Origin of the sequence: Novosphingobium sp. (genome assembly GCF_019748365.1) — a bacterium.
Lineage (GTDB): Bacteria > Pseudomonadota > Alphaproteobacteria > Sphingomonadales > Sphingomonadaceae > Novosphingobium.
Genome location: NZ_JAIEPN010000024.1, coordinates 56,554 through 81,358, shown reverse-complemented (window position 1 = coordinate 81,358; position 24,805 = coordinate 56,554). Strand labels below are relative to the sequence as shown.

The following is a 24,805-nucleotide window of genomic DNA, read 5'->3' as shown; positions in this document are numbered from 1 at the left end:
CCAAGTTATTGACGGATGTGGCCAGCGACCGCTACGTTCACAAAAAACAAGGCAGCACTAGGGGAAAGAGGAGGGGATGGAGCATGGACTCCAATGCACTCTACGCGACCTTGCCGGACCTGAGCGCACGGATCATGCGCAGCGCCCTGGCCAGCCAGGCCACGGTCGATTGGGATGATTTCTGCCGCACCAGCCATGTCCGGCCGGTGCGGCTCGATGCCCATTCCGGCCAACTGCTCGCGCAGGAGGAACTGCAGCTGCAGAAGTCGTTTGCGGTCTGCACGGCCGAAGCGCGCAACATCTGGTTCGATGTTGGCCTTCGCTACCGCGCGATAAAATACGGCGAGCTTGGCCTCGCGATGATCACTGCGCGCACTCTGGGCGAGGCGCTGCAGATTGCCTGCCGCTGCCAGTCGCTCACCTATTCGCTGATTAATTATCGCTATGCTCTGGCGCCCAACGGTGCCTTTGCGCTCATCGGCAGCTGCGTCAAGCTGGCGGGGCCGCTGCATGATTTCACCCACTACCGCGATCTTGGTGCGATCCGCACCCTCGTTGCCGATCTGATGGGCGGGATCCTGCCGCTCGAGCGCGTCACGCTGACCACGCCGCCCCCGCCGGACTGGGCACAGCAGCAGCACCATTTTCCGTGCCCCGTGCAGTTCAACGCCGATCAGACGCAGTGGCTGTTCCTGCCGGGCGCGGCGAACCTGCCGCTGCCGATGGCCGATAGCGATCTCGTCACGCTCTACAGCTCCCGCTGCGACACCATGCTGCGCCGCGCTCAGACGGATGGCACGATCAAGGGTCGGCTTGCTGCCCGGCTCAGCCGCAGCGACAGCGAGTTTCCCACCGCCGGCGAGGCCGCGCGCATGCTCGCCCTGTCCGAACGGACGCTTCACCGGCGGCTGGCGGAGGAGGGCACGCGCTTTTCCGCCATGATCGACGAAGCGCGCTACAGCCGGGCGCGCGAACTGCTGACCGATGGGCACATGACGATCGAACAGATCGCGGTGGCGGTTGGTTTTGCCGAACCGTCCAGCTTCTCCCGCGCGTTCAAGCGCTGGTCGGGCATCGGTGCGCTGGAATACCGGCGGCAGACCCAGAGCAAGGACACGCGTCCCGCCTGAGGTCTGCCGCCCGGGTTGTCAGGTATAGGCGAATTCGGCGCCGTCGAGATCGACCGCCGGAATGTCTTCCGCCTCGCGCCAGTAGTCCTGCGTGTGGCGCCATTCAGGCTGCTCGCCGAGACGCTTGGGCAGCTTGTCCATGTCGCGCATCAGGTAGCTGGGATTGAAGTTGTCGTCCTCGATCCACGGCAGCAAAGGCTCGTTCGCCAGTGCGGGCGGGATCACGATGTTGACTTCCTTCGCGCCCTTCTCGTCCATGTGGCGCAGCATGCGGCACACGAAATCGCCCAGCAGATCGACCCGCAGCGTCCATGCCGCGCGGAAATAGCCGAAGACCCAGACCATGTTGGGCACGCCTTCGAACATCATGCCGCGGTAGGTCGCCTTCTCCGACCAGTCGACCGGCTTGCCATCCACTTCGAATTCGATGCCGCCCATCATCAGCAGCTTGAAGCCGGTCGCCGCCATGACGATGTCCGCCTTCAGCTCGTCGCCCGAGCCGAGCTTGATCCCGCTGTCGGTGAAATGGTCGATGGTATCGGTGATCGCCGACACCTTGCCGTCGCGGATGCGCTCGAACATGTCGCCATCGGGAATGAAGGCGAGGCGCTGCTGCCAGGGGCGATAGCGCGGCGTGAAGTGCGGTTCGAACTGGAAGTCCGGCCCGGCATACTGGCGGATCAGTTCCTTCAGTTCCTCGAACACGAGGTCCGGCTCTGCCCGCGCACGATGATCGAGCATCTTGAGGTTGTGCAGGTAATCCAGCCGCACGACGCGGTGCACGGTGTCCTCGTCCACGCCGATCTCGCGCAGCCGGTCGGCCAGATCGCTGCGGTTGGGATAGCAGTAGAAATAGGTCGGCGAGCGCTGCAGCATCGTCACATGCTTGGCCTTGTCGGCGAGCACCGGGATCACCGTCGCGGCGGTCGCGCCCGAACCGATGACGACCACGTCCTTGCCGGCATAGTCGATGCTGTCGTCCCACTTCTGCGCGTGGACGAGCAGGCCCTTGTAGTCCGCCATGCCAGGCCAATCAGGCAGGTAGGGGTTCTGGTGGTCGTAGTAGCCCTGGCACATCCACAGGAAGTTGGCGCGATAGGTCGGCCCTTCCGAGCCATCCGTCAGCTTCGTCTCGACCGTCCAGAGCTTCTCGGCCGTGGACCACGAACAGCGCGTGATCAGCGTGCCGAAGCGGATCGCCTTGCCGAGATCGTTCTCGGCGAGCACGTCGCGCAGGTACTTGCGGATTTCCTCGGCCGTGGCGATCGGCGGGCCGACCCAGGGCTTGAAGCGGTAGCCGAAGGTATAGAGATCCGAGTCAGAGCGGACGCCGGGGTACTTGTGGGTGTGCCAGGTGCCGCCGATGTCGTCCTTGGCCTCGAGCATCACGAAGCTCTTGTCGGGGTTCTGCGTCTTGAGGTGATAGGCGCTGCCGATGCCCGAAATGCCGGCACCCACGATCAGGACGTCGAAATCCTGCGTTGCCGCGCCCGATGTCTGCTGCGGCTTTTCCATTACTTCGGTCACATCACGCTCCCATTCGGCCTGTGCCCGGTCGCGATAGGCATCGCTCCGGCTATGGTCACGAATGTCGCCAAGACGGCGCCCGATGCAACGTCGCAGCCTGCCAACTAACTGGCCGGGGCTGCCATTCGGCCTGTGGCCACTTGCAGGCGGTGCCGATGGACCAGCCCCGCCTGCCGCGGCAGCGCGGTTCGCCTAGAGCCCGGCGCCCGCGCGCATTTCCTCGATCAGCTCGAAATGGAATGCCAGCATGCGGTCATCCGGCTGTTGCGGCCCGAAGAAATCCATTTCGGGATCGACCACTTCGGTCCGGACACCCGCCAGCGCTTCGATCAACGTGTGTCCGCAGAACGGCACATAGGCTTCCGAGTAGCCGCCTTCATGCACCACGGCGAGGCGCCCGCCGCATAGCTCCTCCGCCACCTTGACCATGCGTTCGGTCATCGCGCGGTAGCTTTCAGAGTGGAGCATCTGCCGAGCAAGCGGATCCGCCGCATTGGCATCGAGGCCGCTGGCGATCACGATCAGATCGGGCTGGTACCGCTGCAACGCCGGGATCACCACGCGGTCGAGCGCGCGCAGATAAGTCTCGTGCCCACTACCGGCGGGCAGCGGCACATTGAGATTGAAACCGAGGCCTTCGCCTTCGCCGCGATCCTCGTGGCCGGTGTAGCCCGGCGGGAAGCAGCGGTCCTGGTGGATGGAGATCGTCAGCACGTCCGCGCGATCATAGAAGATGCTCTGCGTGCCGTTGCCATGGTGCACATCCCAATCGACCACCGCGACCTTGCCAAGGCCGTGCTTCGCCTTGGCCGCATCGATGGCGATGGGGATGTTGGCGAGCAGGCAGAAGCCCATCGGCTGGTCGGCCAGACAGTGGTGCCCCGCCGGACGGCACAGCGCATAGGAATTGCGCGCACGGCCGGTCACGACCGCGTCCACTGCTTCGATGGCAAGGCCGGCCGACAGCGTCGCCAGTTCGAAACCGCCCTTGCTGAAGGGCGCGAACAGGCCGAGCTCACCGCCGCCTGCATCGCTCACCCGCTTGAATTCGTCGATGTAGCTCGCGGGGTGGATGCGCAGCAGATCCTCACGCGTGGCGGGAGCTGCGCTACGCATTTCGAGATGCTGGTCGAGACCCGAGGCGCGGACGAGATTGAGGAGGCGGCGCTTCGAGGCCGGCGTATCGGCCCCGTAGCTGCCCGAAGGCGGCTCGACCCAGTCGCCGATCGGAAAGAACAGCGCCTGCACCCCGGTGCAATGCCAGAAGGTGCGCTCGTCGGTCAGGAACAGTGTTGCGTCGCTCATTCGGTTTCCCCTCGCTCGCGGAGTACGCCTTTGTCTCCGCCGTGTGTGGTGCCAGCACCTTGGTCTGGTGATTCTGCCCACCGGTCTGTGTATCAGCTTCCGGCGAGGGAACGGTCCTGCCGAATCTGTGTGGACTGGCATTAGGCCGGGGCGCCACGGCCTCTGGCTTGGCTGCAATGGCCAATATGTGTTGCGACTGGTGAAATGGGCTGCAGGATTCGACCAGTTCATCCGGCTGACGGCGCATAGCACTGAGCACAATCAGCCGATGCACCGCCCGGTCCCGGGCCGGTCCGAAAGGAAGCTCGCCAAGCGCATTCTGGCGAGCGGACTTGCCCTCGGTGCACAAACATCGCAAAGTTCCGGCCTCATCTTGCGGCAAACCCGCGCAGAACCCGGCCAGAACGGATAAACCCCGCATGGACAAACTCGACCGCCAGCTCCTCGCCTTGCTTCAGGTCGATGCCTCGCGCGCCCACGCCGATCTCGCCAAGCTCGTCAATCTCTCCGCCAGTCAGGTCTCCCGCCGCGTCGCCCGGCTTGAGGCGGAGGGATATATCCGTGCCACGGTCGCACTGCTCAGCGAAGCGGCGCTCGGCCTTCAGGTCGAAGCCTACGTCGCTGTCGCCATGGCCAGCTACGCGCCCGAGGTCGTGCGCGGCTTCCATGCCCGCATCTCCGCGCTGGATGAAGTGCTCGATTGCCGTGCCACCACCGGCGATTCCGATTATCTCCTGCGCATCGTCGCGCGCGATCTTGCGTCCTATTCGCGGTTGATGAACGAGCAGCTTCTCGGCCACGGCGATGTCGCCAGCGTCCGTTCCAGTGTGGTGCTCGACCGGATCAAGCACACCACCAGCCTGCCGCTGCCTGCCATTTCCGGGAGAGAACCATGATCAAGCTCACCTTCTGCCTCCACCGCCTGCCGCACCTCAGCCGCGCCGAGTTTCAGGACTACTGGCTGAACACGCACGGGCCCCTTGTTGCCAGCGTCCGCAATGCCCTGAAGATCCGGCGCTACGTCCAGCTTCACTCGCTGCCTGATACAGACAACGCCCCCTTCGCCGTGGCCCGCGGCGCGCCCGAACCCTTCGACGGTGTCGCGCAATTGTGGTGGGACAGCCTCGAAGACCTCGCCAGCAGCTCGCCCGAAGCCATTGCCGCCGGCGCGCTGCTTCTTGAGGACGAGCGCAAGTTCATCGATCTGCCGCGCTCGCCCTTATGGCTGGGCGTGGAGCACGAGATTTTCGGCTAGGCATCTGCCAGCAGTGCGGGAGCATGGCGCGTGAGCGCCGCTCCGCCGATCCCGCGCATGCCCTGCGCCGCGAGCGCGGCAACCACCCGTGCCGGATCGAGCGCCTGCACCGCGATGCCCTCCTGCAGCGCCATCGCCGCCGCCGTCCCTGCTGCTTGCCCCATCGCCATGCACTGCGGCATGCCCCGTACCGAGGCGAAGGCCGCCGGGTCCGCACAGACCAGCCGCCCGGCAAACAGCAGGTTGGCGGGTGCTTCCGGCACCATCGCGCGAAAGGGAATGGTATAGTAATCGCCCGAGGCCACGATCGCATCATGGGTCATGTCTGCGTCCCCGCGCATCACGTCATCGATGGGGTTGTCGCAGGCCACAATGCCATCTGAAGGCTTCGCGCCAGCGCGCAGATCGCTTGCCAGAATGCGGTGCACCGCTTCCAGCTTGCGCGTCTCGCGCACACCCACCGTCGGCCCCAGCTCGCTCATCCGCGCGTGCTCGAAGCCCGGCACATGGCCCACGAGGAACCGCGCCAGCTGGTGGCACCGCCGCCGCCCTTCCTGCGTTGCGCGCGCCACGGCCTGCGGGTCGGTCCCGTCCACGCCGCGGATATGCACCGAATTGCAGAACACCGTATCGCGGTGAAAGCCCTTCATCAGATAGAGCTTGGCCAGATCGGGATGGAGCAGCCCCGCTGCGATGCCGGCTGCCGCCTCTTCCTCGAAATAGGGATCGCCCTTGGCAAAGACGCGCGCCCAGTCCGCCCCGATCATCGAGAACGAGAGCGTCACCCCCATCATGTTGCCGCGTCCGTCGCCCACCATGAACGGCACGCCCGCGCGCGCCGAGGTATCGCCGTCGCCCGAACAGTCGATCACCATGTCGGCCTCGATCACCATCGGTCCGGTGCGGTCGGTGCAATCCACGCGGGCGATCCGCCCATGTTCCAGCACCGGCGCGCCCGCAAAGGTATTCAGATGCACCTCGACGCCGGCATCCTCCAGCATCTGGAACATCGCGAAAACAGCCGCTTCGTGGTCATAGATCACTTCGGCTCCGAAGTTCTCCAGCGTCGACGGGCGCACTTGGGCCATCGGCGGTTCCATCGCCAGCAGGTGGTCCGTCAGCTCGCCAAACACCCCGCCGATGCTCCGCCCGGTCGGATAGCCGCCGCCCCAGGGCATACCCGGGCAGAACGCCATGACTCCGCCGATCTTGCTCGTCCCCTCGATCAGCCGCACGCTGGCGCCCTGCCGCGCCGCGCCCAGCGCCGCGCCGAAACCAGCCGTGCCGCCACCGATCACCAGCACATCGGCCCGCAGTTGCCGCACCATCATTCCCCCGAAACCTGTTCGCACACAGCAAACGCGATTTGCCCGGTCCATGCAACCGCGCTTAAGGTGGCGCAAAGGCCGCTGCCAGCGAGGCCCACCCGGAGAGCACCTTCATGACGTCCATCGCCGATCCCCTCGTCCTCCCCTGCGGCGCGGTCCTGCCCAACCGGCTCGCCAAGGCCGCGATGACCGAGGGGCTGGCCGATCCGCAAGGCCGCGCCACGCCCGAACTCGCGCGGCTCTATGGCCTCTGGGCCGATGGCGGCTCGGGCCTGCTCATCACCGGCAACGTCCAGATCGACCGTGATCACCTCGAACGCCCGGGCAACGTGATCATTCAGGGGCCGCAGGACGAAGCCGCACTCGCGGGCCTTACTGCCATGGCGAGTGCCGGGACACGTGCTGGCAATCACATCTGGATGCAGATCAGCCACGCCGGCCGCCAGACGCAGATCACTGTCAACCCGCACCCCAAGGCGCCCTCCGCCGTCGCGGTCGGCCTGCCCGGCAAGCAGTTCGGCCTGCCCGAGGCGCTGACCGAGCCCGAGATCCTCGATCTTATCGAACGCTTCGGCGTGGCCGCCGAAGTCGCCAAGGCCACCGGCTACACCGGCGTGCAGATCCACGCCGCGCACGGCTACCTGCTCTCGCAGTTCCTCAGCCCGCGCGCCAACTTGCGCAGGGATCAGTGGGGCGGCACGCTTGAGAACCGTGCCCGCATGCTGATGGCCGTGGTGGCTCGGGTGCGGGCAGGGGTAGGGCCGGAGTTCCCCATCGGCGTGAAGCTCAACTCGGCCGATTTCCAGAAAGGCGGCTTCGCGTTCGAAGACAGCATGCTCGTCGCGCGCTGGCTGCAGGATGCGGGCGTTGATCTGCTCGAAATCTCCGGCGGCTCCTACGAACAGCCCGCGATGATGGATATCCCCGGCATGGAAGCCCCTGACGCGCCGCCGAAGCAGGCATCCACCATCGCGCGTGAGGCCTATTTCGTCGATTTCGCCAAGACGATGCGCGCCTCGCTCACCATGCCGCTCATGGTCACTGGCGGTTTCCGCACCCGCCGCGCCATGAACACCGCGCTGGAGCAGGGCGGGGCAGATGTCATCGGCCTCGGCCGCCCGCTCTGCGTCGATACCGCCGGCCCGGCCAAGCTGCTGGCAGGCGCCGAGGAACTCGACCGCTGGGAAAACAGGCTCAAGCTTCTGCCGCCGTGGCTCTCGTTCCTTGGCAGCCTCAAGATGATGCGTGCGGTCGAAGGCTTCGCCGTCACCTACTGGTACTACGCCCAGATCGATGCCATCGCCCGCACCGGCAAGGCCAATATCGGCATTGCGCCGTTCTCGGCGCTGCTGTCGATCCAGAAAGCCGGCAAGGCGTGGCTCAAGGCACGGAAGTAAGGGCCCTCACTTCCGCGTGAATACCACTTTGCCACCAAACAGCGTCATCATGCAGCGCATGTCCTTGAGGCTTGCCGTCGGCACCGCGTAGGGATTGCGGTCCCAGATCGCGACGTCCGCCAGCTTGCCTACCTCGAGCGAGCCCGTCTCCTTCTCGAGGAACAGCTGCCGCGCTGCCCAGATCGTGTGGCTCTTCATGGCGGTGTGGATATCGACCGCCTCTGCCGTGCCGAAAGGCGCCTTGCCGAAGCGGTCGCCATCAGGCTCGCGCGCGACCGAGGACCACAGGCCATAGCGCGGCGCATAGGGCGTCACCGGATAGTCCGATCCGTCGCTGTAGACGATGCCGCGCTTCACATAGGTCGCGTAGGGCATCATCTTCTGGCTGCGCTCCGGACCCCAGCCAGCGGCGAGCGCATCGCCGAGGAACCAGAGAAACTCCGCCTGTGCTTCAGGATATCCTGCGTCGTACTTCTTCTGCAGGTCTGCCATGACGTCGATGGCATGCTCCGTCGGTAGGTTGGCGTGGATCAGGCTGTGTCGCAGGCCCTGTTTCGGATACTTCTTCAGCGCATCGGCATAGGCATCGACCACGGTATCGATCGCCCGGTCGCCAATAGCATGCGTGCCGATCGGCATGCCTTCCTTCGTGAACAGGTCCACCATCTGGCGGTAGACATCGGTGCCCATCATCGGGAAGCCCGTGCCCGGATTGGCATGCGAGGCGTCCGTCTCGAACGGCTTGTAGACCCACGCCGTGCGCCCCGCGCCTGATCCGTCGAGGAAAATCTTCACCCCGCAGACATCGAGGTTGCGGCCCTTCATCGCGGCCAGTTCCCGCTTGCGCTGCCGGTAATCATCCACCGCCGCGCGCGCCGCGGTCATGTCAGTCTGCGCGAACGTCAGCGTGCAGACGTGGACGTTCAGCGGCGCCTGCTTCGCCGCCGCAGCATAGACGTCCCACTGCAGGCGCCCGGTGCGCGGGTCCTTGAAGCCCGTCAGCCCTTCGGAGAGGGCGCCTTCGATCACATGGGTCAGCCCCTTGGCGCGCGTTGCCGCGTCGACCGGTGGAACCAGCTTGTCGAGCACGTCCTGCGCGCTGTCATAAAGCACGCCGTTGAGCGCGCCGCTCGCGTCCTTGTCGAAGCGCCCGCCTTCCGGATCAGGCGTCTTGGCGTCAACTCCGGCCAGCTTCAGCACCGCGCTGTTGACCAGCGTGTAGTGCCCTGTCGTATTCCCCAGCGCGACGGGATGACCGCCGGACACTGCATCCAGCTCCGCCAGCGAGGGCGGCCGGTGCTCGGCAATGCGGCTCTCGTTCCAGCCCGAACCCGTCACCCAGGCGCCCGGCGGCAATTCCGCCACCCGCGCCTTCACCCGCGCAAGGAAATCGGCAACGCTGGAAGCCTCGCCCAGTTGCAGGTTGGCGACTTCATCGATCCCGCCTTCAAGCATATGGGCATGGGCATCGATCATTCCCGGCGTCGCGGTGCGGCCCGCCAGATCGATCACCTTGGTGCGCTTGCCGATAAAGGCGCGGATGGCCTTGTCGCTGCCCAGCGCGACAATCCGCCCGCCGCGGATCGCCATGGCCTGCACCACGCGGTCCTTGGCATCCACCGTCAGGATCGTGCCGCCGCGCAGCACCGTGTCCGCCGGCGCCGGAGCCTTCGCCGCTGCCGCCGACGCCGCCAGAACCAGCGCCAGCGCGCCTGAAACAGCCAGTTTCCTCATTGCAATCCCCCCGTCCACCCGAATGAACAAGGGGTACGCTCGCCCCCCGCGCTGTCAAGCACTGGCGAAGGGGGTCACCATGCCGCTTCGCCGCTGTCAGTCCGCAGGCCCTGCCATCCCTGAAAGTGCGGGCGCAGTTCCTCTGGCAAGTCGGCGATGAAGCGATGATCCAGCGGGTAATGCGGCATCGCCGCTGCCACCGATTAGATTATCCCACAATTCCCGGATTCCGAAGTATGTGGGACAAATTCCGGGAGTCAGCTGCCTCATGGCATCATGCGCTGCAGTTCCTTCTCGCCATCAAGGAACTGATGCTTGAGCGCGCCGATCACATGCAGCGCGAACAAGGCCCACAGCGCATAGCCAAGGATCTCGTGTGCCTCGCCAAAGCTGTCGTGGACGCTCTTCTTGGTTACCTCGTCCAGCCCCATCACCATGCTGATGCGCGGCCATTCGAACAGGCCGAACCACTGCATCGGATGCGTCGCGGCGTCCTTCCAGGCTGAATCCATGATCCACCCCGTAAGCGGCATCGCGAAGATGAAGGCATAGAGCGCCCAGTGCGCCGCATGGCTCGCTTTCACTTCCCACGGCTTGTAGCTGGCGGGCAGGGCAGGGGGGCGGTGCGTCAGGCGCCAAAGGAGCCGCATCACGGCAAGGCCCAGCACCGTCACGCCGATGGATTTGTGCGCATCGATCAGCGGTCGCACGTTCTCGTCGCCCGCAGCTTCCCAGATATTGGGCAGCAGCAGGTTCACGAAAATGCCCAGCGCGATGATCCAGTGAAGCGCAATCGCAATTCCGGTGTACTTCTTGACCATGATAACCCCTGCGGTCGTTGATCGATTATGATCAAATGTTCATCGAACTGCCCGTGATACGCAATAGCCGGTTCAGCTTGGCAAGGCTATGGGCCCCGCCATGCCGTCCCTCAACGCCGTTTTGCTCGCCGAGTCTCCCCGCTTCACGCCGCGCCCCATCCCGCTGGTCAGCCGGCTGATCGGGATTGCCGCGCCGCTTCTCTTCGTCGTGCTCACGTTCCAGGCGTTCCAGCGCCAGGACCTCGGCATGTGGTCGGTCGGCGTTGCCTATATCCTTTACGATACCGCGCTGCTGCTGTTCACCGCGTGGCAGATCCGCAAACTGGTGGCCGATACCGCCCGGCCCGTGGCCCATACCGCCGATGCACCGACCTTGGGCGTCATCGTCGCGGCGCACAACGAGGCAGGTGTCATCCACCTCACGATCAATCGCCTTCTCGCGCAGGCCCAGTCGCCCGAGGCGATCCTCATTGCCGACGACGGGTCTAGCGATACCACTCCCGCCGTGATGCTCGAAACCTATGGCCTTGCCGTGCCCTGCATCGGCGGGATGGCCGAAACCGTGATCGGCGCCACTCGCCTGCAATGGCTGCGCCTGCCCCATGGCGGCAAGGCGCGTGCGCTCAATCAGGCGCTGCAGCACGCGCGCACCGATGTCGTGCTCACCGTCGATGCCGATACCCTGCTGGAGCCCGGCGCGATTGCCGCCATGCGCACCGCCTTCCTGCGCGATCCTGCGCTGGTCGCCGCCACCGGTGTGCTTCAGCCGATCTGCGGGCCTTCGCTTTCTGGCCGCCTGTTCGAATGGTTCCAGTCCTACGAATACGTGCGCAACTTCCTCTCGCGCCATGCGTGGATGCAGCTCAATGGCCTGCTGCTGATCTCCGGCGCTTTCGCCGCGTTCCGGCGCGAGGCGGTGCTCGCCGTCGGCGGCTTCGATCCCGATTGCATGGTCGAGGATTACGAGCTCATCCACCGCCTCCACCGCCATTCGAACGATCACGGCCTCGGCTGGCACGTCAGCGTCGTCGGCGGCGCGCTCGCCCACACCGATGCCCCGGCCACGATCCGCGGCTTCCTCAAGCAGCGCCAACGCTGGTTCGGCGGCTTCCTCCAGACGCAGCACTGGAACCGCGACATGGTCGGCAACAGCCGCTACGGCCTTGTCGGCACGCGCATGCTGCCGGTGAAGGCGCTCGATACGCTGCAACCGATTTACGGCCTCGCCGCCTTCGCGATCCTGATTTTCCTCGTCGCAACAGGACGCTTCACCCTTGCTTTCCCGATCCTCCTCGTGATGATCGCCAAGATCGTGATCGATCTCACCTTCCACCTCTGGTCGCTCGGCATCTACAAGCGCTGGACTGGCCGGCGCGAGGGGCTGCGCTTCTTCCCTGCGCTGATCGCCGCGCTGGCCGAGCCCTTTACCTTCCAGCTCCTGCGCCACACCGGCGCGGCGCTCGGCTGGTATGCTTTCCTCACCGGCAGCCAGACCTGGACCCGCGCCACCCGCAGCGCGCTGGAGCATCAGGCCTGAACCCTTGCCGCTGCCGGATTAGTCCGATCCGGACCCCTCGGGCTTGCGCTGACCTCCGCCCTTGGGCAAGTCCGTTGCGGATGCGGGACAGGGGCGCACGTGCGGCATGATCGTCGGAATTGATCTCGGGACCACCAACAGCGCGATTGCCGTGTGGCAGGATGATGCGCCGCAGCTGATCCCCAATGCGCTGGGCGAAATGCTCACGCCCTCGGCCGTCTCGGTCGACCGCGACGGCACGACATATGTCGGCGCGGCCGCGCTTGATAGGCTCGCGACTCAACCCGAAAACACCGCCACCAGCTTCAAGCGCTATATGGGGACCGAGCGCAAGCTGCGCCTTGGCAAGAAGGAGTGGCGCCCCGAAGACCTCTCCGCGCTCGTCTTGCGCACGCTCTGCGATGATGCGGAAGCCTTGCTCGGTACGCGCCCGGTCGAGGCGGTGATAACCGTGCCGGCCTATTTCAACGACCGCCAGCGCAAGGCGACCCGCCATGCCGGAGAGCTTGCCGGCCTCACCGTACGGCGCCTGATCAACGAGCCGACCGCCGCCGCATTGGCCTTCGGCCTGCAGGATCAGGAGGACCGCGAACCCTTCCTCGTGTTCGATCTCGGTGGCGGCACGTTCGACGTCTCGATTGTCGACAAGTTCGAGGGCGTCGTCGAAGTGCGCGCCTCGGCGGGTGACAACCGGCTCGGCGGCGATGATTTTAACACCGCGCTCGCGGCCCGGATGAAGCCGATTGTCGATCCCGATGGCCGGCTGGAAAAGCTCGATGCCCGCCAGCGCGAGGCGATGCTGCACCGCGCTGCCGAAACCACCCGGCGCCAACTCTCGGTTGAGGACAAGGCGACTTTCGCTGTGGTGATCGGCGAAGACCGCCTCACAGCCGAAGTCACTGCCGAGATGTTCGAGGCGGCCTGCGAGGATCTCCTGCGCCGCCTGCGCGAACCAGTCGCGCGGGCACTGCGCGATTGCGCGTTCGATGTGGCGGAACTGGGCGATATCGTCCTCGTCGGCGGTTCGACCCGCATGCCGGTCGTCCGCAAGGCGATCACGCGCATGTTCGGCCGCTTCCCCAACAGCTCGGTCCATCCCGACCACGCGGTCGCGCTGGGCGCAGCGATCCAGGCAGGCCTCCTCAGCCGCGATGCCGCGCTTGATGAAATCCGCATCGCCGATGTCTGCCCCTTCACGCTGGGCGTCGATTCGGTCGAACGCGATTCGCGGGGCGGCATGCAGCACGGCATCTTCTCGCCGATCATCGATCGCAACACGCCGGTGCCGGTCAGCCGCATGAGCAGCTACTTCACCGTGCAGGACAACCAGAAGGAAGTCCTGTTCAACATCTACCAGGGCGAGGCGCGCGAGGTTTCGGGCAATATCCACCTCGGCGCGGTCAAGGTCCCTGTGCCCGCGCGTCCGGCAGGGCAGGCTGGGGCGGACGTGCGCTTCAGCTATGACAGCAGCGGCCTGCTCGAAGTGGATGTCAGCGTCCACGAAACCGGGGTCACCCGCACGCTGGTGATCGCGGGCGAGGCCGAGACACTGACCGACCGCGAAGTCGCCGCCCGGCGCGATGCTCTCGCCAAGCTCAAGTTCCACCCGCGCGAAGATGCCGAGAACGTTGCGCTCATGGCCCGCGCCGAGCGCATCTACGAGGATTTTGTGGGCGATGAGCGGCGCATGATTGGCCAGTGGATCACCGATTTCGCAGGCGCGCTCGATAGCCAGGATCCCCGCCGCATTGCCGAGGCTCGCGCGATGCTGCAACAGCAGCTGGAGGCAGCCAGCGGAACCTCGCCGCTGTGACGCCGTCCGCCGCGCTCAGGCATCTCGGCCTCCGCGCCGGCGCCGATGTCCCCGCCATCCGCAAGGCCTATGCCGCGCTTTACAAGGCGATGGACCCGGATGCCGATCCGGAAGGCTACGCCCGCCTGCGGCAGGCCCGCGACATTGCCCTGCGCGCCGCCAAAGTCGCCGCCGCCCCGCCGCCACCCGCTGAGCCCGAAGCGCCTGCCGAGGCGGCTGCACCGCCGCCTGCCCCGTGGGTCTATGGCGCGCCGACGGTCGCAATCGAGAGCGCCGCCGAATCCCCGCTCCTCAACGCCGGGCAAGTCCCTCATGCCGAGCCCGTTTCTGCCGAACCCCAGCCGATCCAGGCCCCCGCCGCCTCTGCGGCAGCCCTGCGGGCGCTGGCAGGCCCGCCGCTGCTCGAAAGCGCCGAGCCGCCGCGTGCTTACGTCGGCTATCTCGCGCAGCCAGATATCGACCTTGCGCGCCTGCTTCATGATCCTGAGGCCGATCTCGCCCCGCTGACCGACGATCAGGAGGCCTTCGCCCAGCGCTGCCTCGGTGCATTGCTGACCGAAGCGGCCACCGCCGATCTCACCCGCCACGCGCGGATCGAAGACTGGCTCGCCGATCTCCTCGCCGAAACATGGCCCCGCAGCGCGCCGTTGCTGCGCCCCGCGGCAGAGGCCTTCGGCTGGGAGAACGAGCGCGGCCAGATCACCGAGCGCTCTTCGATTGCCTGGCTCAACGCACGCCTGCGCGGCCTGCGCTTTCAGGACAAGGTGACCGAGGCCGATCACCCGCTCCACAAGGCATGGGTGGAGTTGACCCGCCCCGGCAGCGCCACGATTGTCGACAAGTTCCGGATCAAGCGCGCCGATATCAACCAGTTGCTCGAAGGCGTGCGCAAGCATTTCCCGGAGCTGGAAAATCACTTCCCCCGCGAACGCGTGGTCTCATGGGGCGATGGCGCGGGAGCAGGCGGAAAAGGCTTCGGCGTATTCCGCATCTTCGGCACCGGGTTCACTTTCAATGCTGGATATGCGATCTCGGTGGTGGTCGGCCTGCAGATCCTGATGGCGGTGCTGCGCGGCGTTTCGCCCGATCCAGTATCGGATCAGCGCTATCTCCGGCCCCCACCCGCCTATACGGCGGCGACCGATCCGCAATTTGGCCAGATCCGCGATGCGGCGGTTCAGGAGGTCTTTGGCAAGGGCAAGACCATCGACTGGCTACGGAAGCAGCAACCTGGCCTCGCCACTGATTTCGAAGCTGACCTCGTCAGCGCCCGTTCGCGTGGGGTCGATACGAAAGGCGCGATCGCCAACGCCGTCGCATTTATACGTGATCGCACCCTACTCGATGGGCGCAATGCTTCAGATGACGTTTTGCGCCAGACCATCGCAGTCCGGCTCGCACTGCTCGATGCAGCGAGCGCAGCCGGGGCCGAAACATGCATGCGGGTCGTTCGGGCGGACTACATCGAGGACTTCACCTTTCCCGACCAAGTGCGCATCAAGGAGCGCCAACTTGCCAGGTCGATGGCTGAACGGGGATTGCTCGCCGCGCCCAATCTCCCTTCGGTGATCAATGCTCGCATTCCCGGCGCATTGATTTCCAAGGTCATTGCCGCGACAGGTCTTTCAGAAAGGCAGGTGCGCGACGCGCTTAGCAAAAAGGGCAAATCCGGTGATCAATGCAAGGTTACCCAAGCCATGCTGCGCGCAGCGCTCAAGTGGCCCGGCAGCGAAGCCGACGACATCCTCCGCGTGATGTAGGCTGAGACCTCTTGCCAGCCTCGCCCCAAGCCCGCACCATGCGCGAGGCATATCGGGGAGGGCAGGGCCATGGCATCACTGGCAATCACGCGGCGCGGTTTCATCGGTCCAGGCGGCGCGCTCACCTTCGCCAGCCTCAGCCCCCGCGCCATGGCGGCCGTGCTCGATCCCGCCCCCACACGCATCTATAGGAACGCGCGCATCCATACGCTCGATCCGGCGATCCCGTCTGCCGATGCCATCGCCATCGCGGGCAGCCGCATTGTCGGCGTCGGCTCCTGGGCCGAGCTCAAGTCGCTTGCTACTTCCCGCACCGAAGTGATTGATCTCGCAGGGCAGGCGATTGTTCCCGGCTTCAACGATGCGCACCTCCATGCGGTGGGTGAAAGCCTCCTCGGCGATGTGCTGGTCGGCAATCCGTTCGAAGTCGAGTTCTTCACCATCGACCGCATCGTCACGCTGCTGCGCGAGCGTGCGCTGCAGACCCCGCCCGGCCGCCTCGTGCGCGGCGAGTTCTACGATGATACCAAGATCAAGGATGGCCGCCCGCTGGTCATGGCCGATCTTGACCGGGTCTCGACCACGCACCCGGTCATCGTCACCCACCGCGGCGGCCATACCGGCGTGGTCAATGGCTATGCGCTGAAGAACGCCGGGATCACCCGCGATACGCCCAATCCCTTTGGCGGCACCTACGACCGCGATGCGAACGGCAATCTCACCGGACGCGTCACCGATGCCGCGCTCAATTTCGTGCGCGATGCTGCGAAGGAACCCGATCTCACCCCCGAACAGCTGCGCGCCCGCGCCATTGCCGGGCAGGCCAAGATCAGCCAGGAGTTCGTCCGCTACGGCCTCACCAGCGTGTGCCACACCGCGCCGGGCCTTGTCGCTGCCAGCACCGGCCTTGCCGACGATTTCGCCGCGATCCAGCAGATCCGCCGCGAGGGGCGTCTGCTCCACCGCGTGACCTACGAAACATCTGGCGCCATGCTCGATGCCATGATCGCCAACGGTATTCGCACCGGCTTTGGCGACGAGTGGATCCGCTTCGGCGCTACCGCCGAGCAGTTCTCCGATGGCTCTTTCTCCGAACGCACGATGTCGCGCGCCACGCCCTATCCCGGCCGCACGCCGCCCTATTACGGCAACATCATGCAGACGCAGGAGGGCCTCGATGCCCTTGTCGAAAAGCAGATGCGCGCCGGCATCCAACCCAATTTCCACGCCAACGGCGATGTCGCCATCGGCATGGTGCTCACCGCCTACGAACGCGGGATGAAGCTCCTCGGCCCGGCCGATCGCCGCCCCAAGATCACCCACTGCACCAATGTCTCGCCCGAACTTGTCGCGCGGATCAAGGCGCTTGGCGCGGTCCCGGCGCTCTTCACCAGCTATGCCTACTACAATGCCGACAAGTTCCATTTCTACGGCGCGGAGATGATGGAACACATGATGGCCTACCGCATGATGATCGATGCGGGCGTCCCCGTCTGCGCCGGTTCCGATTTCCCGCCCGGCCCCTTCGCGCCGCTGATGGGCCTGCAGGGGATGGTAACGCGCAAGGGCTGGAACGGCGAGGTCTGGGGCGCCAGCCAGAAGATCACCGTGATGGAGGGCCTGAAAGTGCTCTCCACCAACGGCGCCCATGCCTCGTTCGAGGACGACCTCAAAGGCACGCTCAGCCCCGGCAAGCTGGCCGATATGGTGATCCTGGATGGCGATCCCGCTGCGATCGATCCCGAAAGGATCAAGGATATCCGGGTGCAGCAAACCCTCGTCGGCGGCGATGTGAAGTACAAGGCGTAAGGACCCCGCACATGACCTACCGCGTCGAGTTCGTTGAACGCACCGGCCTCGAGCTCCTAGAAGGCGGGCGAGGGACAGCACGCTACCGCATGCCGCTCGCCGGCAACGAGAACCACGTTGGCGTGATGTACATGGGCGCCTTCACCGTGCTGGCTGAAGCGACTGCCGCGATACCCGGCATCTCGATCCTAGATACCGCGCGGTTCTACCCGATCATCAAGGACATATCGGTCGCTTTTCACAAAATGGCTGCAACCGATGTCTTCGCCGAATTCGCCCTTGATGAACCCGCACTCGAAGGTCTGCTCGCCGATCTCGAACGCAAGGGAAGTGCGGGCTACCTCGCGGAATTCCCGATACTCGATGCGGGCGGCGTTGTCGTTGCTACCGGCAAGGTCACGGTGAAGCTGCTCTCGCACGATTGGAAGAAAGCCTGATGCGCCGCCTCATTGCCGCCACCGCACTCGCCGTCCTCGCCGCACCGGCCCTTGCCGCCGATTCCGCGCCCTTTGACGCCGTACGCGGCGACCGGGCCGGGGGCTGGACCCCGCAAAGCCGCTCCGAAGTCATGGCGCTGAACGGCATGGTCGCCACCAGCCAGCCGCTTGCCGCCGAAGCCGGATTGGAAGTGCTCCATGCCGGCGGCAATGCCTTCGATGCTGCCATTGCCACTGCCGCCGCGATCAACGTGGTGGAGCCCGAAGCGACCGGCATTGGCGGCGACATGTTCGTCATCGCCTGGGTCGCCAAGGAAAAGCGCCTCGTCGCGCTTGATGCTGCCGGCCGCGCCCCCAGCGGCGCCAGCCTCGAACGGTACCGTCAGATGTTCGGCGCGGCGATGCCCGAGGAAGGCATCCACGCCGCGCTTGTCCCCGGCGCGGTCGATGGCTGGTCAGTATTGCTCGGCCGTTATGGCAAGCTCGGCCTTGGCCCCGCACTCCAGCCCGCCATCCGGATTGCCGAACAGGGCTTCCCGCTCACCGAACGGATCGGCGGCGAATGGCAGGAAAGCGCCAGACTGCTTGCCAAGGATCCGGATTCGGCCAAGACCTATATGCCCGGCGGCAAGTCGCTCGGCTGGGGGGATATTTTCCGCAACCCCGATCTCGCCAAGGCCTTCCGCCTGATCGCCAGCGGTGGGCGCGATGCGTTCTACAAGGGGCCGATTGCGGAAGCGATTGTCGCAAAATCCCAAAGTCTTGGCGGCGGTTTTTCATATCGGGACTTCGATATGATCCACGCCCGCTGGGTCGAGCCGATCAGCACCACCTATCGCGGCTACACGATCCACCAAATGCCCCCGAGCACGCAAGGCTTCGCCGTGCTTCAGATCATGAACATGCTCGAAGTCTGCCCGGCAAGGCTGGGGCTGGATCCCGCAAAGCTCGGTCCGCGCTCTGCCGACTACTGGCACCTGATGGTCGAGGCCAAGAAGCTCGCCTACGCCGACCTCAAGCGCTTCAACGGCGATCCCGATTACTCGGCCATCCCTGTCGCGCGGCTGATCTCCAAGGACTACGCCGCCGAGCAGTGCGGCCGGATCGACATGAAGAAAGCCGCGGCCATTGGCCCCGATGCCCCCGCGCTTGGCGGCACGGCCTATATCACCACGGCCGACAAGGACGGGAATGTCGTCTCGCTGATCTATTCGGTCTACGATTTCTTCGGCTCGGGGGTGACGGTGCCGGGCTATGGCTTCACGCTCAGCAACCGGGGCAATGCCTTCTCGCTCGATCCCAAGAGCCCCAACGCCATCGCGCCCGGCAAGCGCCCGTTCTACACGATCATTCCCGGCTTCGTGACGAAGGACGGCAAGCCCTTCTATTCCTTTGGCGTCATGCAGGGCGGACAGCAGGCGCAGGGGCAGGCGCAGGTTCTTACCAACCTCCTCGCCTTCGGTGCCAACGTCCAGAGCGCCAGCGACGCCGCGCGTTTCAACCACAATCAGCAGACCAATGTGCTGCGTCTCGAAAGCGGGCTAGCCGATCTCGTCGGCGCCGATCTTGCCGGGCGTGGGCACCAGGTCCTGCGCACCGACGGTTCGGAAATGGGCGGCTATCAGGGCATCATGATCGACCCGAGGACCGGCGCCTACCGCGCGGGGTCAGACCACCGCAAGGACGGCATGGCGGTCGGCTATTAGGCCGACCGCCAGCGTTTTCTACGCCGCGTCCAGCGCCGCACCCAGATCCGCGAGGATATCATCGATATGCTCGATGCCGATCGAAAGCCGCACATAGCCCGGTGAAACGCCGGTGGCCGCCTGCTCGTCGGCCGTAAGCTGCGAGTGCGTGGTCGAGGCGGGATGGATCGCAAGGCTGCGCGCGTCGCCGATGTTCGCCACGTGGTAGAACAGCTGCAGCGCATCGATGAAGCGCTTCCCGGCCTCAGCTCCGTCCTTCAGCTCGAAACCGACGAGCCCACCCTGACCGCGCGTGAGGTACTTGGCGGCAAGGTCCGCCGCCCGGCCCGTCGCCACCGAGGGGTGGATCACCGAGGCGACCTTGGGGTGCGCCGCAAGGAACGCCGCCACCTTTACCGCGTTCTCGCAGTGGCGCTCGATGCGCAGCGGCATCGTCTCCAGCCCCTGGATCAGCTGGAACGCGCTCATCGGCGAGAGCGCATTGCCCAGATCACGCAGCAGCACCACCCGCGCACGGATGATATAGGCAATCGGCCCCAGCGGCTTGATGTCGCGCGCCCAGACGGCGCCGTGGTAGCTCGCATCCGGCGTATTGAGGTGCGGCTGGCGCTCGGGGAAGGCTTCCCAGTCGAAATTGCCGCCGTCGATGATCAGGCCGCCGATCGAAGTGCCGTGCCCGCCGATGTACTTGGTCGCCGAATAGACCACCACCGCCGCGCCATGCTCGAACGGCTTGATCAGCAGCGGGGCCGCCGTGTTGTCCATGATCAGCGGGATGCCGTATTCGCGCCCGATCGCGGCGACTTCGGCGATGGGGAACACCTCCAGCTTCGGATTGGGCAGCGATTCCGCATAGTAGGCGCGGGTCTTGTCGTCAGTCGCGCGGCGGAAGCCCTCGACGTCCGCCGGATCGACAAACCGCGTCTCGATGCCGAGATCGCGCAGCGTGTTGGCCAGCAGGTTCCAGGTCCCGCCGTAAAGGTTGGTCGAGGCGACGATGTTGTCGCCCGCCTTGGCAAGGTTGAGGATCGCCAGCGTCGTTGCCGACTGGCCTGAGGAAACCGCCAGCGCCGCCACGCCGCCTTCGATCGCCGCCATGCGCTGCTCGAGCACGTCGGTCGTCGGGTTCATCAGGCGGGTGTAGATGTTGCCCAGTTCCTTGAGCGCGAAGAGGTTCGCAGCGTGCTCGGTCGAATGGAACTGGTACGAGGTCGTCTGGTGGATCGGCACCGCGACCGAACCGGTCGAAGGGTCCGCCCGCCAGCCGGCGTGAAGGGCAAGGGTCTCGGGCTTGGCTTTGCTCAGGTCGGTCATCGGTGGCATCCTGCTCTGACGTTTGTGGTTATAGTCTATCAATTCGATTGAGTTGGCAAGCGGCGGTAGAGCACGCTGTCCGCCGTCTGGCGCAGCGGTTCCCAGCCGGGCAGCCGCCGCGCGGGATCGGTGCGGATCACCCAGAGGTAGCGCGCCGCGCGCGGGATTGCGGCGACCACTTCGGGAAGTGCGGGCAGATCGCCGCAGGGCTTGATGAATGTAATCGTCGAAGGATCGCGGTCGAACGGGGCGAGGCGCCGGTTGTGGATGCTGATCAACTGTCCGCTCGGCAGCTGCCATTGCCCGTTGTCGAACAAGTGGCGTCGCACAAGGCCATAGCCCATGATGTGCCGCCGCCGGTCGAGGTTCCACTTCTCGCATTCATCCATGAACAGCGAGACGAGATTGACCCCGCGCGGCGCGGCCTCGATCGCCGTCAAAGTTTCGGCAAACTGTCGCCCTGATGCCGCCATGCTGATCGTATTGCCCGAAAGCCGTATCAGCCCGAACACGGCGGCGCCTACCAGCAACCACCCCGTGACGCGCTTGCCCGCATCGGGGGCAGGGGCCGCAGCCAGCACGAGCAGCGCCAGAATGACCGGCGTCAGGCGCATATCGGCATAGCGCGAGCCCATGATCGTGTCCGGCATCAGCAGGTAGAGCGCCAGCATGACCAGCGCAGCGAGCAGCAGCCCGCGGTGCCTGACAAAGGCCGGGGTCCGCAGGCCGAGATAGATCACGAACAGGATGACACAGACCCCGGCTGCATCCCAGCCGGGCCAGTTGTCGGTCAGCGCCATCATCACCCACTGGATCTTCTTGGAGGGCGAATTGGTGATCTCGAACAGGGGAACGGGCTCTCCGCCCGCCTTGCCGAGCAGCGCGCCGATGATCGGGCCGAGCAGCAGCGGTGCCATCATCAAACCCGTGGCGATCACCGTGCGCACCAGCCCCTTGCCGCTGCGCAGCCCGGCTTCCAGCGTTGTCACCCCGGCAACGACACAGAACACGGCCCAGCCGACGAGGTGGCACAGCCAGAGCAGGAACCCGATCGGCACGAACAGCACCGTGCGCTGCACTGGCCGGTGCTCGAGCGCAATCCAAAGCGCCATAGCATGGAGGGCAAGCGCGATTGCCAGCGCAAAGTTCACGAAGCCGTAGAGATAGGGCAGCGAGATCGCCAGCGGCAGCGCATAGAGCGCATTCACCGCGATCCGCCCGTGCGCCGCGCGCGAAAGCAGCAGCGTGCCCGAAACCATGAGCGGCGGAATCGACCCCACGATGAGGTGCACCGCCGGCTCGAGCCCCATCACCGGCGCCAGCAGTTGCACCAGCAGATCGACGCCAAGGTTGGGCAGCAGACCCCACTCGAAGCTGTACCAGTTGCGCAGGACTTCGGACCGTCCCGCATCGAGCTGCACGGCATAGCGCGCAATGTGCCCGCCCAGATCGACCAGCGGCAGCACCGGTGCGCATATCGCGGGAAGCGCGGCCAGCGCGCTCAGCAGGACGATCAGCGCCAGCTCGGCCAATGGCTTGTCGCGCGCTGCTGCGGAGCGCGTTTCAACCAGTACCGAGAACGGCCAGACCCTCATCCCCTCCGCCTTTACGGTCGCTCTTGCGCTGCTGTCAAAGGCGCAGGCAAACCCGCGCAAAAGTGCGGCGCGATGGCAGATCGCACAGGCCAGCGCGACATGCCCTTGAGGACAATTGTCGGCAAGATGTTCCGGGTGAACATTAAATGTGTGTAAGGAAGTCGGTCCAAGCATTTCGCGCCGCGTTTGGCGGTTGCCGGTCTGAGATTTTCGTCATAATCGTTTGGCAGTTTTGCAACTGCCCCAGTTTTCGTGAAGGAGTGGCCATGAGCAATTTGAGAGGATACCTCGGTCTGATCGCCCTGTCTGCCGCCCTGGCAGCTTGCGGCGGCAAGAAGGAAGAAGCGGCGGCGCCTGCTGCCGAAGCCCCTGCAGCGGCTGCGCCGGCTGCTGCTGATGCGGCTGCCCCGGCCGCTGACAAGATCGCCGCTGATGACACCGCCACGCTCGACGGCACCAAGTTCGCCGACATGAAGGGCGATGCCGCCGCCGGCGAGAAGGTCTTCGCCCAGTGCAAGACCTGCCACGTGATCGATCCGGGCGTGAACCGCATCGGGCCGTCGCTCCACGGCATCATCGGCCGCAAGGCGGGTGAGATCGCCGGCTTCTCCTATTCGAGCGCGAACAAGGAAAGCGGCATTACCTGGTCGCCCGAGAAGCTTTATCAGTACCTTGAAAAGCCGGCCCGCGTCGTCCCCGGCACCAAGATGGCCTTCGCCGGCCTGCCCAAGGGCCAGGACCGTGCGGACGTGATCGCCTACCTGACCAGCGCGACCAAGTAAGCCTCGCTGCGTTCAGCGCAATAAAGAGCGCCGCTCCCGGGAAGGGGGCGGCGTTTTTTTGTGCCTCGATAGCTGCGTTTCACTTTGGCGAGACCGGATCCCAGTCATGATCCGTGGTCTTGTCACCCGCAGGCGTAGCGAAGCAATCCAGAGCGTGGGGGGATCGATCCAGGCTTTCACGCCTCCGCCAGACACGCATCCAGCGCATTGTGGAAGTGTTGGACGCGGGCTTCCTCGTCGCTCAGCCAGACGGACTGGAACCCGCTTGAGGCCATGCCTTGCTGGACGCGGGCGAGGAGTGAGATGTCCTCGTCGATGGTGACGGTCATCGTCTTGCGCCCGGTGATGATGTCTTCGTGGGTGAAGCTGTCGCGCGCCGGGCGCTGGTAGTCTGCCGGGCGGGGGCCGTTGAGGCGGAAGTGGGTGCCGGCTTCGGTGCCGTCTTCTGCCTTGGCCTTGGCGGCGTCTTCCTCGGTGCCGTGGAACTGGACCATGGTGATCATGTCGAAGTGGCTCTTCGCCGGATCATCGGCATCGGGGCGCGAGCGCATGAGCCAAGCGCTTTCGGGGGTGATCGAGAGGATTACGTTCGGAAAGAGATTGAACTGCCAGACATCGCTGAGCTGCGCATCCGAAAAGCCGTCGTAGGCGAGGCCCTGTTCCTTGGCGGCGGCGCGCTTGGCGCGTTGGAGGGCAGGGCGGATCGCTGCGACGCGGCCCTCATAGTGCGCCGGATCGAGCCCGAAGGCCTTGAGCTGCATGACAAGAAGATCGGTCGGCGCATCAGGCACGGGGAAGCCGGAATCGGTGGTGCCCCCTTCGACATAGACCGCGGTGTGGCCGTGATCGAACAGCTCGAACGGGGCTTTGGCGCATTCGAACATGCGCCGGTGCAGCGGGTGGATGAAGGGGACGTGATAGAGCTCGGCGAAGTTGTCGAGGATCGCCTTCCAGTTGCAGGTGTGAGAGACGGTCTGGTCGCCCGTGACCGTCATCGCCTCGAGCCGGTAGGGGGCGATGAGGCCGTGGATCGGCGCGAGAAATTCCGCGAGCGAGGGGCTGCCCGGCACGAGGCGGACGAAGACCAGCCCGAGCGTTTCCTCCACCTCGACCGCCTTCAGCGCGAGCTTGTCCTTGGGCACCCCGTTGGAGAAGCGCGCCGCGCCGGGTACGCCTTGCAGGGAGCCATCGAGCCCGTAGGCCCAGGCGTGATAGGGGCAGACGACCTTGCGCAGCATGCCGTGCGGTTCGGTGACAAGGCGCGTGCCGCGATGGGTGCAGGCGTTGTGCATCGCGCGCAGCACGCCATCGATGCCACGCACGATGAGCAGGCTTTCCGCGCCGATATCGAAGGTGAAATACTGCCCCAGCGCGGCGACATCGGCGGCCACGCCGGCGACCAGCCATGTTTTCGCCCACAGCCCCGCGCGCTCGCGCTCCATCCATGCGCGCGTGAGGTAGCGCTCCTTGGTGAAGTTGCTGATCGGGATCGGCGCGGTATCGGGAGCGTGGGGCTGGGGGCTTGCGGCGGGCATCGGGCACTCCCGGCAGTGGG

20 protein-coding genes are annotated in these 24,805 nt (G+C 65.5%); 11 read left to right on the top strand and 9 right to left on the bottom strand.

Annotated elements, in window-relative coordinates; all coding sequences use genetic code 11:
* The first annotated feature begins 83 nt into the window (after positions 1-83).
* The gene (locus K5Q19_RS03675; protein WP_292941305.1) at positions 84-1,130 is read left to right on the top strand and encodes an AraC family transcriptional regulator; all 1,047 of its coding nucleotides are present in this window, start codon (positions 84-86) and stop codon (positions 1,128-1,130) included.
* An 18-nt stretch (positions 1,131-1,148) separates the two neighbouring features.
* Here K5Q19_RS03675 and K5Q19_RS03670 read toward each other — a convergent pair whose 3' ends face one another.
* Entirely contained in the window at positions 1,149-2,657 is a 1,509-nt protein-coding gene (locus K5Q19_RS03670; RefSeq protein ID WP_292941303.1) for an NAD(P)/FAD-dependent oxidoreductase, read from the bottom strand.
* A 192-nt stretch (positions 2,658-2,849) separates the two neighbouring features.
* On the bottom strand, positions 2,850-3,962 hold the full coding sequence (locus K5Q19_RS03665; protein WP_292941301.1) for a class II histone deacetylase: 1,113 nt from the start codon (positions 3,960-3,962) through the stop codon (positions 2,850-2,852).
* Positions 3,963-4,381: 419 nt separating this feature from the next.
* Here K5Q19_RS03665 and K5Q19_RS03660 point away from each other — a divergent pair, with 419 nt between their 5' ends.
* Both K5Q19_RS03660 and K5Q19_RS03655 read left to right on the top strand, forming a co-directional pair.
* A complete protein-coding gene (locus tag K5Q19_RS03660; RefSeq protein WP_292941299.1) occupies positions 4,382-4,858 on the top strand; it encodes an Lrp/AsnC family transcriptional regulator in 477 nt (158 codons plus the stop codon).
* Positions 4,855-5,217: an EthD domain-containing protein gene (locus K5Q19_RS03655; protein WP_292941297.1), complete on the top strand. Its 363-nt coding sequence runs from the start codon at positions 4,855-4,857 to the stop codon at positions 5,215-5,217. The genes K5Q19_RS03660 and K5Q19_RS03655 overlap by 4 nt, the downstream gene beginning before the upstream one ends.
* Here the strand turns inward: K5Q19_RS03655 and K5Q19_RS03650 are convergent.
* A complete protein-coding gene (locus K5Q19_RS03650) occupies positions 5,214-6,542 on the bottom strand; it encodes an FAD-dependent oxidoreductase (RefSeq protein ID WP_292941295.1) in 1,329 nt (442 codons plus the stop codon). The genes K5Q19_RS03655 and K5Q19_RS03650 overlap by 4 nt on opposite strands.
* A 116-nt stretch (positions 6,543-6,658) precedes the next feature.
* On the opposite strand from K5Q19_RS03650, the gene K5Q19_RS03645 reads away from it, so the two are divergent.
* Complete coding sequence (locus K5Q19_RS03645) at positions 6,659-7,942, top strand: NADH:flavin oxidoreductase/NADH oxidase family protein (protein WP_292941293.1); 1,284 nt, start codon at positions 6,659-6,661, stop codon at positions 7,940-7,942.
* A gap of 6 nt (positions 7,943-7,948) precedes the next feature.
* On the opposite strand, the gene K5Q19_RS03640 is transcribed toward K5Q19_RS03645, so the two are convergent.
* The 3 genes from K5Q19_RS03640 to K5Q19_RS03630 all read right to left on the bottom strand — a co-directional run bounded on the left by K5Q19_RS03640 (position 7,949) and on the right by K5Q19_RS03630 (position 10,497).
* Positions 7,949-9,676, bottom strand: a complete 1,728-nt coding sequence (locus tag K5Q19_RS03640) for an amidohydrolase (protein ID WP_292941291.1) — start codon at positions 9,674-9,676, stop codon at positions 7,949-7,951.
* A gap of 74 nt (positions 9,677-9,750) precedes the next feature.
* Complete coding sequence (locus K5Q19_RS03635) at positions 9,751-9,876, bottom strand: hypothetical protein (RefSeq protein WP_292941289.1); 126 nt, start codon at positions 9,874-9,876, stop codon at positions 9,751-9,753.
* Positions 9,877-9,942: 66 nt separating this feature from the next.
* Positions 9,943-10,497, bottom strand: a complete 555-nt coding sequence (locus tag K5Q19_RS03630; RefSeq protein WP_292941287.1) for a cytochrome b — start codon at positions 10,495-10,497, stop codon at positions 9,943-9,945.
* A gap of 100 nt (positions 10,498-10,597) precedes the next feature.
* Here K5Q19_RS03630 and K5Q19_RS03625 point away from each other — a divergent pair, with 100 nt between their 5' ends.
* From K5Q19_RS03625 to ggt, 6 genes are all read left to right on the top strand, one after another.
* A complete protein-coding gene (locus K5Q19_RS03625) occupies positions 10,598-12,034 on the top strand; it encodes a glycosyltransferase family 2 protein (protein ID WP_292941285.1) in 1,437 nt (478 codons plus the stop codon).
* A gap of 106 nt (positions 12,035-12,140) precedes the next feature.
* A complete protein-coding gene (locus tag K5Q19_RS03620; RefSeq protein WP_292941283.1) occupies positions 12,141-13,847 on the top strand; it encodes a molecular chaperone HscC in 1,707 nt (568 codons plus the stop codon).
* Positions 13,844-15,607 carry a hypothetical protein gene (locus K5Q19_RS03615; RefSeq protein ID WP_292941281.1) on the top strand — a complete coding sequence of 588 codons (1,764 nt, stop codon included), beginning with the start codon at positions 13,844-13,846 and terminating at the stop codon, positions 15,605-15,607. Before K5Q19_RS03620 ends, K5Q19_RS03615 begins: the two co-directional genes overlap by 4 nt.
* Before the next feature lie 69 nt (positions 15,608-15,676).
* Positions 15,677-17,416 (top strand): amidohydrolase, encoded by a 1,740-nt coding sequence (locus tag K5Q19_RS03610; RefSeq protein ID WP_292941279.1) that lies wholly within the window; start codon positions 15,677-15,679, stop codon positions 17,414-17,416.
* Between the two features lie 11 nt (positions 17,417-17,427).
* A complete protein-coding gene (locus K5Q19_RS03605; protein WP_292941277.1) occupies positions 17,428-17,853 on the top strand; it encodes a DUF4442 domain-containing protein in 426 nt (141 codons plus the stop codon).
* Complete coding sequence (gene ggt, locus K5Q19_RS03600; RefSeq protein ID WP_292941275.1) at positions 17,853-19,559, top strand: gamma-glutamyltransferase; 1,707 nt, start codon at positions 17,853-17,855, stop codon at positions 19,557-19,559. The genes K5Q19_RS03605 and ggt overlap by 1 nt, the downstream gene beginning before the upstream one ends.
* A gap of 18 nt (positions 19,560-19,577) precedes the next feature.
* On the opposite strand, the gene K5Q19_RS03595 is transcribed toward ggt, so the two are convergent.
* The gene (locus K5Q19_RS03595; RefSeq protein WP_292941273.1) at positions 19,578-20,873 is read right to left on the bottom strand and encodes a PLP-dependent transferase; all 1,296 of its coding nucleotides are present in this window, start codon (positions 20,871-20,873) and stop codon (positions 19,578-19,580) included.
* A 38-nt stretch (positions 20,874-20,911) separates the two neighbouring features.
* Positions 20,912-22,468 (bottom strand): GtrA family protein, encoded by a 1,557-nt coding sequence (locus tag K5Q19_RS03590; RefSeq protein WP_292941271.1) that lies wholly within the window; start codon positions 22,466-22,468, stop codon positions 20,912-20,914.
* A 266-nt stretch (positions 22,469-22,734) separates the two neighbouring features.
* On the opposite strand from K5Q19_RS03590, the gene K5Q19_RS03585 reads away from it, so the two are divergent.
* Positions 22,735-23,250, top strand: a complete 516-nt coding sequence (locus K5Q19_RS03585; RefSeq protein WP_292941269.1) for a cytochrome c family protein — start codon at positions 22,735-22,737, stop codon at positions 23,248-23,250.
* 176 nt (positions 23,251-23,426) lie between these two features.
* Here the strand turns inward: K5Q19_RS03585 and K5Q19_RS03580 are convergent, their stop codons facing one another.
* A complete protein-coding gene (locus K5Q19_RS03580; RefSeq protein ID WP_292941267.1) occupies positions 23,427-24,785 on the bottom strand; it encodes an SRPBCC family protein in 1,359 nt (452 codons plus the stop codon).
* Positions 24,786-24,805 lie beyond the last annotated feature (20 nt).

Bases quoted from the DNA above. Each gene is read 5' to 3' on its own strand.
- K5Q19_RS03675 (WP_292941305.1), top strand. From the start codon at position 84: ATGGACTCCAATGCACTCTACGCGACCTTGCCGGACCTGAGCGCACGG.
- K5Q19_RS03665 (WP_292941301.1), bottom strand. From the start codon at position 3,962: ATGAGCGACGCAACACTGTTCCTGACCGACGAGCGCACCTTCTGGCAT.
- K5Q19_RS03660 (WP_292941299.1), top strand. From the start codon at position 4,382: ATGGACAAACTCGACCGCCAGCTCCTCGCCTTGCTTCAGGTCGATGCC.
- K5Q19_RS03655 (WP_292941297.1), top strand. From the start codon at position 4,855: ATGATCAAGCTCACCTTCTGCCTCCACCGCCTGCCGCACCTCAGCCGC.
- K5Q19_RS03645 (WP_292941293.1), top strand. From the start codon at position 6,659: ATGACGTCCATCGCCGATCCCCTCGTCCTCCCCTGCGGCGCGGTCCTG.
- K5Q19_RS03640 (WP_292941291.1), bottom strand. From the start codon at position 9,676: ATGAGGAAACTGGCTGTTTCAGGCGCGCTGGCGCTGGTTCTGGCGGCG.
- K5Q19_RS03630 (WP_292941287.1), bottom strand. From the start codon at position 10,497: ATGGTCAAGAAGTACACCGGAATTGCGATTGCGCTTCACTGGATCATC.
- K5Q19_RS03625 (WP_292941285.1), top strand. From the start codon at position 10,598: ATGCCGTCCCTCAACGCCGTTTTGCTCGCCGAGTCTCCCCGCTTCACG.
- K5Q19_RS03620 (WP_292941283.1), top strand. From the start codon at position 12,141: ATGATCGTCGGAATTGATCTCGGGACCACCAACAGCGCGATTGCCGTG.
- K5Q19_RS03610 (WP_292941279.1), top strand. From the start codon at position 15,677: ATGGCATCACTGGCAATCACGCGGCGCGGTTTCATCGGTCCAGGCGGC.
- K5Q19_RS03605 (WP_292941277.1), top strand. From the start codon at position 17,428: ATGACCTACCGCGTCGAGTTCGTTGAACGCACCGGCCTCGAGCTCCTA.
- ggt (WP_292941275.1), top strand. From the start codon at position 17,853: ATGCGCCGCCTCATTGCCGCCACCGCACTCGCCGTCCTCGCCGCACCG.
- K5Q19_RS03595 (WP_292941273.1), bottom strand. From the start codon at position 20,873: ATGACCGACCTGAGCAAAGCCAAGCCCGAGACCCTTGCCCTTCACGCC.
- K5Q19_RS03590 (WP_292941271.1), bottom strand. From the start codon at position 22,468: ATGAGGGTCTGGCCGTTCTCGGTACTGGTTGAAACGCGCTCCGCAGCA.
- K5Q19_RS03585 (WP_292941269.1), top strand. From the start codon at position 22,735: ATGAGCAATTTGAGAGGATACCTCGGTCTGATCGCCCTGTCTGCCGCC.
- K5Q19_RS03580 (WP_292941267.1), bottom strand. From the start codon at position 24,785: ATGCCCGCCGCAAGCCCCCAGCCCCACGCTCCCGATACCGCGCCGATC.